The following is a 12,974-nucleotide window of genomic DNA, read 5'->3' as shown; positions in this document are numbered from 1 at the left end:
TCATATGAGTCGGGGCTTTTTTGTGTGGTTGTGCTGCCCAGCTTGGCGCACCAACAGCGGGCGGCTACAGGCGGTTAGCGGGGTGGCTCGGGCACGGTGACGTCCAGCTCAAAGTCGCGGGACGGGGGTGCTTCGTTGTTGGCCGTGTTGCGGTAAAGAAAACGAACGGTCGTCTTGCCGGGGTTCAGAGCCTGAAACTGGAATAGGATATCCTGAGCACTGCCCGGCTTCGGCTTTTTCTTGCTTTTCTTACCGTCCTCCTGTTGCTGGCTGGTCAGCTTTAGCACGTTGCTTTCAATGGGCATTACCTCCCAGGCATACTCCGAGCCTACCGTGGAGCCCAGCTTAATCAGCAGCTGGTCGCCCTTGTTGACCGTTACCTGACTATGGTTGCCGTACTCGGTGATGTTCACATTTTTGGCTACGCCGGGCTGATTGATGGTAACGTAGACGTGGAAAAAATTGCCCAGCGGCGAGTAGCCTGCCCCCGGCACAGCCGACACAAAGGCCAGGTCGAAGCCGCCGGGCCCGACTACCTGCAAATGAATTTCGTGGGTAGCCGGCGCCCCTGGCACGCCGCTACTCAGGCCCGGCAGCGTATTGCTGCTGACCACGGTGAGCATGCCCGGGTAGCTCTGAGCCAGCCGCCAGCCGTAGCGCGGACTCACGGTAGGAAGGCGCACGATCAATCGTTCGCCGACACTGAGTTGAATTTGCTTGCCGTTGTCGGTGGCCGTTAGGGTAGTGATGCCCTGGGCCTGCAGGGAGGTCCAGGCCAGTACGCCGCTCAGCAACAGCAGCAGGCGAAGCAGAACGGTGTGAAGGCGGGTGGTAAGGTAGGGTCGGATGCGCATGAGAATACCGGATGTAGAGTAGCTGAACTATATTATAGTGGCCCCAAATGCCACAGCCGGCCGCAAAGGCGGCCGGCTGTGAGCTAGTGACAGAAATACGTACGGTAGCGCCAATAAAAAGCTGCGGTTGAGCTAGGAGCAGCAGGCAGACTACCGGGCGGCTTGCGTCCGGGCGCGGCGCACCCGTAGCGTGTCGAAGCGTTGTATCATCTCGTCGGTGCTAATAAACACGTTGGGGTTGGCATCGGCATCGCGCAGGGAGTCGAGCAGGGCTTTGGCTTGGTCGTACTGCTGCTGGTTGGTGAGGGCGTCGGCCCGGGCGAGGAGGCGCTGGCCCCGGGCGGCGGCTTCGGGGCTGTCGGCTTCCTGCACCACGTGGCCGCGGCCGTCGGTGCGGAAGTAGAAGAAGTAGCCCATCCACAGGATCAGGCCCAGCAGCATAACAACGGAGGCAATCAAGACAACGCGGAGGTTGACCATAGAAAGGAAAGGGTTAGGTGTGGAAGGAAAGGTTGTGGTCGTAAGTGGTTTATCTACGTCGATTGACCTGAGGAAAAGAACGTCATGTCGACCAGCGGAGACATCTTGCGTGCAACGATATTGTCATGCTGAGCACAGTCGAGGCATCTCTACCGCTTCGTTGAAGAAGTAATCAATACCATTGCGGTAGAGATGCTTCGACAAGCGGACGACAGATCAGGCATGACGTTCAATTTGATATGACCTTTACTTACCGTACCCGCACCACGCCGGCGCCGTTGTAGCTGTGGTACTCGGCGTTGTACATGGCGTCGGCGCTGACGGGACCGAGGCGGAAAGTGCCCTTCGACACGGCCCGGGCCACGTAGTAGAACGACTTGGGCGCGGTGCTGACGGTGGTAAACAGGTTGATCCGGTCGTCGCGCATGTCCAGGTAGTCGGGCGTGGCCGCGTCCTTAGCCCAGTCGATGTCGCGCACGGCCCCGATGCGCGGATTCTCGATTTCCAGGCCGGCGGGCAGCAGGTCGGTAATGGCCACGTTGGGTACTTCCCCCGCCGCATCGGCCGACTGAATCGTAATGCGCACCACCACCAGGTCGTTTTGCCGGAAGGTAGTGCTGCTGACGGGCTGGCCGTTCCGGTTCAAAAACTCGCGCCGCACTTTGAGGAAGGAATCCTCCTGGCGCACGGTGTTCAGCGGCGACACGCCCTCGGTTTCCCAGAAGTAGTACAAGCTACCGGTGCCGGTGGTGCGCAGGGCTACCTGGCGGTTGGCCACGTTGTTCACGGTCAAATCCGGGCCCGAGAACTTGCCGATTTCCTTGGCATCGGCCAGCAAGGAAGCCGTAGCCGTGCTCTTAGCGTTCTGCCGGGCGACTTTACCCAGGGCCAGCAGCGAAAACGCCCGTTCCTGAGTGTTCAGCCACCGGGCCTGCTTCACTTGGCGGCTGAGCTGGCGGGTGAGCTTGGGCACCAGGGCGTTGCCGGGGTCAACTTCGAGCAGGGAGTTGAGCACCAGGGCCTCGTCGCGGATAGGGGAGTAGAACGAGCCGTCGAAGGCGCGGTGGGCGGCGGTTTCGGTGAAGGTGGTGGGCAGCAGGTCGCGGTAGGCTTTCTGGTTGCCGCCCACGGCTTGGGCCGCGGCCAGCAGGAAGCGGGAGTCCTGGGCCAGCAGCTGCCGGTTCGACTTGTAGTAGTTCAGGGCCACGGCATCCTGGCGGCCGGCCAGGGCCAGCACGTAGATGCTGTAGGGAATTTCCTTTTTGGCAATGACCTTGCGGCGGGCAATGGTGCTCACGTCGAAGTAGTCGTACTCCTCGGTTTCGCGCTTGCGGGTGCGGGCCTGCAGGTATTGCAGCACCTTGTCGAGGTTACTCTTGTTCACTTCGAAACCGGCGCGCTGGGCTTCGAGCAGGAAGTGGGCGGCGTAAGTGGTGGCCCACCAGTTGTCGTAGTCGCCGCCGGGCCAGTAGCTCAGGCTGCCGTTGTAGAGCTGCTGGGACTCGATTTTGCGGATGGCTTCCTGCACGTTGTAGTTCGGGTTGAAGCGCGTGCCCTTGGCCTGCTTGCCGGTTTTCTGGCTGAGCGTGGCCGTCAAGTCACCGTAGTACAGCTGCGGGAAAGCCGCCGACACGGTTTGCTCCAGGCAGCCGTAGGGGTACTGCAACAGGTAGCGCAAATCCTTGGCAAACTCCGTCATCGGCGAGCGGCTCACCACCAGCTGGCTGCGCAGCGTGGCCGGCAGGAAGTTGGTCTTCAGGTTCAGATTCTGGTTGCGGCCGCCTTGCACCACCCCCGAGCCGGATACCTTTTCTAAGGGCGAGGCGGGGCGAACGGGGATTTCGATGACCTCAGTAAACTGCTCCTTTCGGCTGCTGACGACAATGGTAACTTTCGCATTCCCAATCTGCTGGCCCGCTTTTAATTTGAATGGTACTCTTTTCTCAGAGTTAGCCGGAATCCTTACCAATACGCCGGACACTCCAGGGAGCTTTTGAGTCTTGCCAGCCGGAGGAGTAAAGAGCATAGACTCGGCGGATTCTAATGGGCCAGCTAGCTCAGGTTTAATAGATATGTCCAGTGCTTCTTTCGTCGTATTCGTCAGCGTCACGGGCACGTCAATTGTGTCGCCGGGGCTGAGGAAGCGGGGGAGGCTGGTGCTGATAACCACCGGGTCGGCGATGCGCATGGTTTGCTCGGCCGAGCCGAAGGCGTCGCCCTTGTACGCCACAGCCATGACGCGCACGGCCCCGCTGAACTGCGGGATGCGCACTTTGTAGCGCACTTTGCCGTTGGCATCGGCCCGCAGCACCCCGCTCCACTTGGCCAGCAGCTTCACCCGGCGCGAGGGCACGGGCGTGGTGCGGCGCGAGAGGTCGGCCCCGTCGCCGCCGGAGGAGCTGGTACCCAGCTCGGGCAGCAGGAAGGGGTATACGTCGTAGGCCTGCACCTCCAGGGCGCGCTTCTGGTAGAAGTAGCCGTAAGGGTCGGGCGTGCGGTAGTCCTTCATTTGCAGAATGCCCTCATCGACCACGGCAAAGGTCACGGCCGCGCCGGGGGCGGTGCTGGCTTCCAGGGTCTGCCAGGTCTGGGAGCGGCTCTGCTCGGCTACGGTCAGGGTCACGGGCAGCTTGGCGCCGGGCTTTTCCACGGTCAGCGGCACGAAGCCCCGGGCCACGGTGAGCGGCAGGCGGTTGTCGGTGATTTCGCGGATGGCGGTGGCCGTCACGTAAATATTCGGCACGTGGTTGCCGCGAATCGGGATGCTCACCCGTGCCGACTTCTCATCGGTGTTGACGTAGAAATGGTCGAGCACCTTGTCGCGCTCCACGGTGATGAGCACCCGGCCGGCGAAGGGCGTTTTGAGCAGGAGCTTGGCCGTTTCGCCGGGCTGGTATTTCTCCTTGTCGGCCTCAATCGTCACCTCGCCCTCGTTGTTGACCTCGAAGGAATTGCTCTGGGTGTCGCCGTAGCCGTAGGCGTAAATCTGGCTGGCCACGTAGGTAGCCGCGCCCGGCCGGGAAATGCGCACCTCGTACTCGCCCGACGAAGCCGGGGTGAAGTCGAGCGTGAACATGCCGTCAATGGTGCGGTTCTGGGTCAGGATGGCCTGCTCGCGCTTCTGGGAGGTGTAGCGGTAGCGCCCGCCCTGGCGCTCAATCACCGTTTCCCACAAGAGCCGCACGATTTTAATCTGGGCTTCGGCCCGCGTGGGCTGGGCGGTTTTGGGCGTCAGGGCCACGAAGCGCAGGGTCTGGGCCTGGCGGGTGCTGACCAGCTCGGGCAGATTCTGAATACCGAACATCACCGGCTGGGTCTGCACTTCGAAGGTGGCGAGGCGGTTGACGGGCCGGCCGCTTTCGTCGAATACCGTGGCAAAGGCCGAGCCTTCCAGGGTGCCGAGGTCCTGGTAGTCGGGTACTTCGTAGGTGGCCGTGCCGTTGCCGCTGGCGTCGGTGGTGCCTTCGCGCACGGTTTTCTCGAACCGGTCGGAAATGGCGGTGTTTTCCTGGTAGCCGTAGCCGCGGCGCCGGTTTTCGCCGGTGTTGATGTAGAAGTTGTAGTCGGCGTACTTCTTGGGGTTGAAGGGCTTTTCCTTGAGCGAGAATTCCACCTCAAACTTCCGGTCGGAGGCCGGCGGGCCAAACAGGTTCATGGCCGTGATGTTGGCATTCACAGCCTGGCCCGGGCCCACCACGGCCGGCGCGGCTTTCACCGTCACCTTGAGGCGGTCGGGAATGAATTCCTCCACCGAGATGGTGCGCGAGGTGAGCAGCACGTCGTTGCCGGTCAGTACTTCCAGGGTGTAGAGGCCGGTCATCACGCCGGCGGGCAGGATAAAGCGCGACTCAAATGAGCCGTCGGCCGAAAGCTTCTTGCGTAGGTTGGCGTATTCCTTACCCGTGGGCAGCAGCAGGCGGATTTTCACCGGCAGGTTGGCCGGCGGGGCCAGCCAGCCCTCGGTACGAATCACGGTGTTGGTTTGGATGGTGTCGCTGGGGCGGTACAGGTCCCGGTCGCCGTAGAGGAAGGCCTGGTAGCGGGCCGCGTTGCTTTGCAGGCCGCCCACGTCGAAGCGCGACGTCTCGACCCGGCTGCTGGGCAGGTTCAGAAAAGTAAAGTCCGACTCGCGCTGGGCCGTCACCATCGTCAGGCGGAAGCGGCTGGTGGCGGCGGTGCTGTCGAACACGGCCACGCCGGCGCTATTAGTAGTAGCACTGCTAATCACCTGGTTGTTGGAGCTGACGAAGCGCACGTTCACGCCGCCAAGCGGGCTAGCGTTGCGGATGGAGTTGGCGAATACCAGCGTGCGGCCGGCCTTGCCCTGCTTCACAATCAGCCCGATGTCCGACACCGACACCAGCTTGCTGACTTGCAGCCACTGCCGCTCGGTGTCCTGCACTTTCACCACGTAGAGGCCCTTCATGGGGCCGGTAAACTCCAGGTCCTTGAAGCTCAGGTTGAGCAGGCGCAGGCCGTTTTCCTTGGGCATGGCCGCCACGGTGTAGGTCCGCTCGGTCAGCACGTTGCCCAGCTGCTCCACGTCGTAGTAGTTGTACGACTTGTCCTCGTAGCCACCGTCGCCGCCGTCCCCTTCGTCGCTGCCGCCTTCCTCGTCGTAGTCGTAGCCGTACTGCTGGCCGTTGCGCAGGAGCTGCTGAATGTTGTTGGCGTAGACCTTGGCAATGGTGACCTGCACCTGCTTGATTTCGGCGATGCGCACGCCCAGGTTGCGGGTGCCCAGCGCGTCGAGGTACATGGCCTTGTCGCCGTTGGCAAAGCTCAAACTAGGCCGCTCATCCACGAAGGCGGCCGTCTGGGTGAAAGGCTCGGCCAACTGCCCGCCCAGGGCCCCGCGCAAGCCGCTGCGCAAGCTGATCTGGTAGGTCTTGTCCACATCAAAGCCGCCTTTCAAAGTAAAACCGCTTTCCAGGGCTTCCACCGCGTAGTCCACGGCCGGCTCTACGCTCAGCAACGCCGGTACTTCCGCCGCCGACACGGGCTGGTTGGTCAGCACCGTAATCACCGGGTCGCCCTCTACGATGGAGGCCACCACTTCGCGCACCAGCAACGTTTGCTGGTCGGGCACGGCTACCTGCGCGGTCAGGGCTTTGGTGGTAGCTCTATCCGAGCCCACAGGGTGCAGGCCGGGCGCCAGCTCCAGCGTGACGGGGGAGCCGGGGCGCACGTCCTGGGTAAGGGCTACGCCTACTACGCTGTCGGCCTCCGCCGATACCACCTCGAAGGCTACGGGCTTGCCGTCCTGGGTTACTTTCAGCAGGGGCTGGATATCGGCCGGCTTCACGGCGTAGTTGAAGAGCAGGTTGGCCCGCATCTCGGCTGTGCCCGCCGCCCGCCGGCTCTGGCTCCAGAAGAGCTGGGGCTCGTGCATCTGCAGGGCCGGGGTGTGAAACTTGCGCTTGCTCAGCGGGGGCTCTTTCTTGAGCTTGAGAGCTTCCAGGGCTACAGGCCGCCACTGGGCCTCAAATGCCGTGGCAGGCCGGAAGGGCTCGGAGGGGGAAAAGGTCAACTCCCGGTCGCTGGTCCACTTGAACTTGCCGCGCACGGCGGGCTCAAACTGCACGTACTGCAGCGTATCCCAGCGGCTCACGCGGCCTTCGCCCACGGGCTCATCGAAGGTAAAAACGATATTTTGATACGGGCTGATTTCCTCGCCCTCGGGGCTGGAATCCGAAGAGCCCGACTTGGAGCAGGCACATAGCACTACCAGCCACACCAGGAGCAACAGGTGGGATAATCGGGGGATAAGCATAAGGATAGGAAGATGAAAATGGACGCGGGAAGGTATAGAAAAAGGGGGATATACGGTTGAGGTGGGAGCTATATATCTAGTGTTGAGGAACGAATAGAAGAGAATAAATAGCTTTGGTTAATTGGTCAATCAGGCTCCTCATGATGAACAGCAACTCACTCTCAGTATGCGTTGGCAAATACGTGGGACTATCAGCTTTGCTAGGTGTTGTTGCATCATGTGAGCCTACTGGAAAGGAGGCATTTACTGTCAAGAGAACATACTCATATATCCTTGAAGCTCAAGTATCCGGGGGGCTGGAGTGGTCTAGCTCGAAGTATAGCTTGAGGCGAAAGTCCTATCGGTTTCGGCAGTTTCGCCATCTACCAGAGGAGAAGAGCACCGTGATGTATGCTTACCATGCAAGGCGAGAGTATAGCTATGATCAGCAAACCGGCGCCAGAGGCAGACTGCTCATTGATACGGTAGAGGTAGCAGTGACTGCTCCTCAGGCGGATAGCCTTTTCGCGCTAACCAAATCGGTAATTGAGTCAGTGCAAATATCTAACATAGACACAGTATACACTGAGCCAAAGATGTATTCTGAGCAGACTGATGATGTAAGTGGATGGGTCCGCTTGGAGCGTGAACATGATATCCAAGTTGATATTGGTCCGCTACATAGTTCGGAGAACAAACGGCAGGCGGCAAGATTCAACGCGTTGTATGACTACTTCTCCAGTCTGTTTCCCAGGAAGCAGCAACTGGATTAAGTCGAACCCCCATACAGCAGCACCATAGACGAATAGCCATAACTGGTGACCGAGTGCTACTAAGCCGAGTTGCTCATAGTTCATTACAAATCAAAAAGGCGGAGCCTGCGCCCCACCTTCACTGCCTAGCATCACCCGTCACCCCTTACTGGAGCAGTTGAACAACATAGCCGAAGTGTACTAACTACCCCCGCGCTACTCCACCTGCCGCATAATCAGCTCCCGGCCGGCCCCCGCAAACTCTACCTGGAGCAGCCGGCGGGTCGAGGCGTCGAGCCAGTACGTGACGGTGCTTTGGTCCGCGCCGAAGGTTTGCACCACCCAGGCCGGTCGGCTGGCTTTGCCGTCGGGGGCAGGCAGGGGCTGGGCCCCCACAATGCGGCCCCGCACCCAGTCCAGGCCGCCCTTCTCGTACACGTACTGGGCAAACTTGAAGGCCTGCCCGGCCCTTTGTGGCAGGGCCAGCACTACCAGGTCAGCCGAGAAGGAATCGAATAGGGGCGCCGAAGTAGTCAGGTCGACGGCGGTGCGCTGGGCGCCCACCTGGTTGAAGCCCGTGACGCGGGGCCCAGCAAAGTCCAGAGCCAGGGTGCGGCCGTTGGGCTGGTGGGAGCGGTGGGTGCGGGGGTAGAGCGTGCGGCGGTCCACGGTGCCGCTGTCGACGATAGCGCCGGTGGGAAAGGTAATGACGGACCGCTTGAGCCCAAGTTCCTGCCCCGCTCGGGTCAGGTACTCGTAGGAAGTAGCCACGCTGCCGACGGGCTTCTCCTGGCCCTGGCGGCGCATAAGCATGGTGTAGCGGGCCGAGAAGGGCCGGATAAGCTGCCCGTCAACGCTGCGGCGCGGGGTGAGCAGCAGCGTGTCGGTAGGCGCTGAAGTAGATTGAGCATGCGCGGTGCTGGTCAGGCCCAGGGCCAGCAGTAAGCCGGAAAGTTTCATAGTGTAGAGGATAAGGGGAGGGGAAAAAGACGGGAGCCAAGTACGCCCGGCGCCGTCGGCTTCCCCGCGCTACTCGACCGTTATGCCGGCTTATTCGGCCCTTGCCGGGTTTTGCTCAACCACTGGCTGGTTCCGCATTCGGTACTCTTGCCGGGCTAAGGGTCGAGGGAAACCGGGCAACGGTCGAAAATCCGGCGGGGCGTGCGGGTTGCCCGCGGTGCGGCGGGTATCTTGGGGACCCATCTGTACTTACCGCCATGCTCGGGCTTCTTCGCCGCCACCGGGTGCTGCTGCTGCACCTCTCGTTCTGGGGCGTTTACTTTTCGTTTTACTTCTACCAGATCAGCCGGGAGGCGGGCTGGCGGCTGGCGTTGGCCAATTCGCTGGTGCCGCTGGTGAGCAACCTGCTCATCGGCTACCTCAACTTTTTCTACCTGCTGCCCCGCGGGCTGCGGCGGCAGCAGCTCGGGCGCTACCTGCTGGAGCTGGCCGCCCCCTTTGCCCTGGTGGTAGCCGTGCGGGTGCTGGTGCAGCGGCAACTGGCGGTGGGGCCCATGCAGCAGAGCTACGTGGAGTCGGGAGCCTTCGTGTTTTCGGTGGTGGTGGGTACCTTGTTTATCGTGGCCTTCCTGAGCATGCTGCACTTCGTGGTGGGCTGGTTTGCCCTTGACGCCCGCACCCGGGCCCTGGAAAACGAGCAGCTCACGGCCGAGCTCAAGCTGCTCAAGGCCCAGATCAACCCGCACTTCCTCTTCAACACGCTCAACAACCTCTACTACCTGGCCTACACCCAGTCGCCGAACACGCCGGAGGTGGTGGCCAAGCTGGCCCAGATGATGCGCTACATGATTTACGAGTCGAACCATGCCACCGTGGCCCTCAGCCAGGAAATCGAGTACATGCAGAACTACATCAGCCTGGAAAAGCTGCGCCTCAACGCCCCCGTTCCGGTGCAGTTCGAGGTCGAAGGCCCAGTTGAAGGGGTGCGCATTGCCCCGCTGCTGCTGATTACCTTCCTGGAAAATGCCTTTAAGCACGGCGTGAGCACCACCGACCCGCAGGCCTGGGTCACGGTGTTGATCCGGCTGCGAGGCGCGGAGTGCGTTTGCACCGTGGCCAACGGCCGACTGCCGCACCCCGCGCCAGCCCCGACCACTGCCGGTACGGGCCTGCAAAACCTGCACCGCCGCCTGGCCCTGCACTACCCCGGCCGCCACGCGCTGCACGTCGACGACGGCCCCACGGAGTACCGCGTCCATCTCACCCTAACGTTGACCTGATGCTGCGCTGCCTGATTGTGGACGATGAGCCGATGGCTCGGAAGCTGCTTACTGATTACGTGGAAAAAGTGCCGTTTCTGACCCTGCACGCGGCCTGCGCCAGCCCCCTGGCTGCCCTGCAGGAACTCAGCAGTCACCCCATCGACCTGCTACTGCTCGACGTGCAGATGCCCGAGCTGACCGGCCTGGCTTTGCTCAAGATTCTGCCCCGCCAGCCCCTGGTGATTCTGACTACGGCCTACTCCGAGTACGCCCTGGAAAGCTATGACCTCGACGTGGTCGACTACCTGCTCAAACCCATTACGCTGGAGCGGTTTCTGCGGGCCGTGCACAAGGCCCAGGCCCGGCGGCTGCTGCCCGGCAATGCGCCAGTGCCGGCTGTGCCGGCGACACCCTCGGCCGTGCTTAATCAGACTGAACCCTCGCCGTTTCTGTTCGTGAAGGATGGGAACCGCCTCGTCAAGATCCGGCAGGCTGATATCCTGTTCGTGGAAGGCCTGAAAGACTACGTGGCCATCCACACCCGCCAGCAGCGCATCGTGAGTTTGCAGCGGCTCAAAACCCTGGAGCAGCAGTTGCCCGCCACGCACTTCGTCCGCATTCACCACTCTTACATTGTGAGCCTGGAGGGCATCGACGCCGTGTTCAAGGACAAGGTGCAGATCGGCAGCCGGTTTCTACCCGTGAGCGAGTCTTACCGCAAAGCCTTTCGCGACTTCATTGAGTCCCGCCTGCATTAGTGGCACAGTGCAGGCCCCGCTACAGGTAGGGCGCCGCTGGCCGGCGTGATAACCTAGCGGCTTTTCTAATAAGCTCGTTGCCTTATCACGAAGTCGCAATTGCCATTTGTCTCCTACATCTCGTAAAGAGTAAACGAGGAGACAAAGTGCTTGTCTCCAAAAATCTATAATAACTGAATAAGGAGACAAGTTGCCCTATGCCCCGCCTTTCCACTACACTACCCACGCTGCACTACCTTGCCGTTATCCGCACGGGCTTGGGCCTGACTCAGGAACAGCTGGCTGGCGCCCTGGGTGTTTCGCGCCACTTGGTCACGAAGATAGAAGCCGGGCAACGGGTATTGCCCGCCCGGGCCGGAATAATTTTAACCTGGCTCACCCAGGCGTTGCCACCGCCCGGCCCGCCCACGCCCCTGCCCGCCCTCAATCAGGAGCAAGCCGCCCCGCTGCACACCCGGGCGGCAGCCGTGGCCCACGAAATGCAGCAGCTGACCCAGCGCCTCGAGCGGGGACAGGCCCGGACCCGCCGGGCCCTCGACTGGCTGCGCGCCGTGCCCACGTTACTGGCAACTTTGCCCCCTGACGAAGCCGAAAGGCACCAACTCTGGGTGACAACGACTACAGCCGAAGCCAAACAAGCTCTGCAAGGAGATGGTGACCCGGCGCAACATCGGCTGCTGGAGGCCCGGCTGGCCGGACTGCGGGCCGAGGCAACTGTGTTGGCCGCTTATCTAAAAGTGCCGCTGGCAGCCGGGTAGCGGCAGAAGTAAGCGCGGATTACAGGAAAACGGAGCGGGCACCCGCGGCTAAGGCGTCGCAGAGGTGAGTTACAGCGGACCCGAAGCATCGAGCAGGGCGTTGCTGGCGAACTTAGGCAGGCCACAAAACCGGGACCTTTCCCCCGCGTATAGCCAGCAGGAGCTGCCCACTACCAAGGCCGCTTTGCAATTTCCAACCTCGCTGCCCCGGGCAGCCTACTCCTAGAAATCATGGCCAATACCCCCAAGAAATCCGATAAGAAGCAAGACGAAACCCCCGGCGCCATTGGTGCAAATGCTGCCAACTCCGGCAACGGCAACATCCAGAGCGGCATGCCCACCATCGATACCGAAGCCGGCGTGACGATGGGCGACGGTCTTCGCCATTTACACAGCCTGGCCAAAGGCGACGAAGACTTCATCAACGGCACCGACGACCACGCCGACCGCCGCAACCAGCCCGATACCGAGCAGGAACACCGCGACCAGCTAGGAAAATAAGCGGCTGATTAGCACGAAAAAAGCCCGAACCTGATACTGGTTCGGGCTTTTTTCGTGCTTTATATCGGGGCTATTTTACCATCAAAGTGCGTACGGCGCCGGTGGCCTTGTCTACTTCAAAGGCGGCTTTATTGGGCATGCGGCCGGCCCAGTCGGTGCGGGGCACCAGTACCTGCCAGTGCCCGTCGACTTCCAGAGCCGTGGCCGAGTCGAGCACGAAGAGCTTGGCATTGGGCAGCTCCTGCACGTAGCGACTCACGGCTCCGCGGGCATCGGCTTCGGTAGCAGCGGCCCCCGAGGTTGTTGGAGCCGTGGTTTCGGCTGAGGCCGGCAGCATGGTATTGTCCGTGGCGGGCGTCTGCTGGCAGCTGGCGGCCCCGAGGGCCCCGAGCAGTAGGAAAGAAAGAGCTTTCATCATGAGGCAAAGTAACGCAGCAAATTGCTGACCATCATCGGCCGCCGAGCTGGCGGTTATTTCACAAACCGAACCTGAACGTCTCCCGTGGCCTTGTCGACCTGAAAAACGGCCTTGTTGGGTACGCGGCCATCCCCGGGAAGGCTAGGTAGTACCACTTGCCAGTGCGCGGCAGCTTCCTGCACCCTGGCCGAATCAAATTCGTACTGCCCACCCTCGGTCATTTCCATCTGGTAGTAGCTTACTGCGTAGAGGGCCGCTTCCGCGGTAGTCACTGGCCCTGATTTAGGCGGAGCTGTTCCAAATTCTTCCGCTGGGTCTGCGGCTTCCGCCGGCTTCGGGATTTTGGTTTGGGCGGGTGGAGTTGCACTGAACGGGTCGGGCTTCTGCTGGCAGCTGCCGATGCTTAAAGCGCCTAGTACTAGCAAAGAGTAAGCTTTCATCATGGGGTAAGATAACGCACCAAATTGCCGCAACGGGCA

At 61.4% G+C, this 12,974-nt stretch carries 10 protein-coding genes; 4 read left to right on the top strand and 6 right to left on the bottom strand.

What is annotated here, in order from left to right; translation table 11 throughout:
• Positions 1-74: 74 nt before the first annotated feature.
• The 4 genes from E5K02_RS19240 to E5K02_RS19225 all read right to left on the bottom strand — a co-directional run bounded on the left by E5K02_RS19240 (position 75) and on the right by E5K02_RS19225 (position 8,798).
• Complete coding sequence (locus E5K02_RS19240; RefSeq protein WP_135396952.1) at positions 75-854, bottom strand: protease inhibitor I42 family protein; 780 nt, start codon at positions 852-854, stop codon at positions 75-77.
• Between the two features lie 150 nt (positions 855-1,004).
• Positions 1,005-1,334, bottom strand: coding sequence for a hypothetical protein (locus E5K02_RS19235; protein WP_135396950.1), 330 nt, complete (start codon positions 1,332-1,334; stop codon positions 1,005-1,007).
• Between the two features lie 250 nt (positions 1,335-1,584).
• Positions 1,585-7,107 (bottom strand): alpha-2-macroglobulin, encoded by a 5,523-nt coding sequence (locus tag E5K02_RS19230; RefSeq protein WP_135396948.1) that lies wholly within the window; start codon positions 7,105-7,107, stop codon positions 1,585-1,587.
• A 947-nt stretch (positions 7,108-8,054) separates the two neighbouring features.
• The gene (locus tag E5K02_RS19225) at positions 8,055-8,798 is read right to left on the bottom strand and encodes a DUF3108 domain-containing protein (RefSeq protein ID WP_135396946.1); all 744 of its coding nucleotides are present in this window, start codon (positions 8,796-8,798) and stop codon (positions 8,055-8,057) included.
• Positions 8,799-9,055: 257 nt separating this feature from the next.
• Here E5K02_RS19225 and E5K02_RS19220 point away from each other — a divergent pair, with 257 nt between their 5' ends.
• The 4 genes from E5K02_RS19220 (at position 9,056) to E5K02_RS19205 (ending at position 12,077) form a co-directional block, all read left to right on the top strand.
• Positions 9,056-10,078 (top strand): sensor histidine kinase, encoded by a 1,023-nt coding sequence (locus tag E5K02_RS19220; protein ID WP_135396944.1) that lies wholly within the window; start codon positions 9,056-9,058, stop codon positions 10,076-10,078.
• Positions 10,078-10,818, top strand: coding sequence for a LytR/AlgR family response regulator transcription factor (locus E5K02_RS19215; protein ID WP_135396942.1), 741 nt, complete (start codon positions 10,078-10,080; stop codon positions 10,816-10,818). The genes E5K02_RS19220 and E5K02_RS19215 overlap by 1 nt, the downstream gene beginning before the upstream one ends.
• Before the next feature lie 197 nt (positions 10,819-11,015).
• Positions 11,016-11,576: a helix-turn-helix transcriptional regulator gene (locus E5K02_RS19210; protein WP_135396940.1), complete on the top strand. Its 561-nt coding sequence runs from the start codon at positions 11,016-11,018 to the stop codon at positions 11,574-11,576.
• 231 nt (positions 11,577-11,807) lie between these two features.
• A complete protein-coding gene (locus E5K02_RS19205; protein ID WP_135396938.1) occupies positions 11,808-12,077 on the top strand; it encodes a hypothetical protein in 270 nt (89 codons plus the stop codon).
• A 70-nt stretch (positions 12,078-12,147) separates the two neighbouring features.
• Here the strand turns inward: E5K02_RS19205 and E5K02_RS19200 are convergent, their stop codons facing one another.
• Both E5K02_RS19200 and E5K02_RS19195 read right to left on the bottom strand, forming a co-directional pair.
• Positions 12,148-12,495 carry a hypothetical protein gene (locus E5K02_RS19200; protein ID WP_135396936.1) on the bottom strand — a complete coding sequence of 116 codons (348 nt, stop codon included), beginning with the start codon at positions 12,493-12,495 and terminating at the stop codon, positions 12,148-12,150.
• Between the two features lie 53 nt (positions 12,496-12,548).
• A complete protein-coding gene (locus tag E5K02_RS19195) occupies positions 12,549-12,938 on the bottom strand; it encodes a hypothetical protein (protein WP_167856495.1) in 390 nt (129 codons plus the stop codon).
• Positions 12,939-12,974: the final 36 nt, after the last annotated feature.

It is taken from the genome of Hymenobacter metallicola (assembly GCF_004745645.1).
GTDB lineage: Bacteria > Bacteroidota > Bacteroidia > Cytophagales > Hymenobacteraceae > Hymenobacter > Hymenobacter metallicola.
The sequence above is the reverse complement of the archived record's forward strand: the minus strand, read 5'-3'. Positions and strand labels throughout refer to the sequence as shown.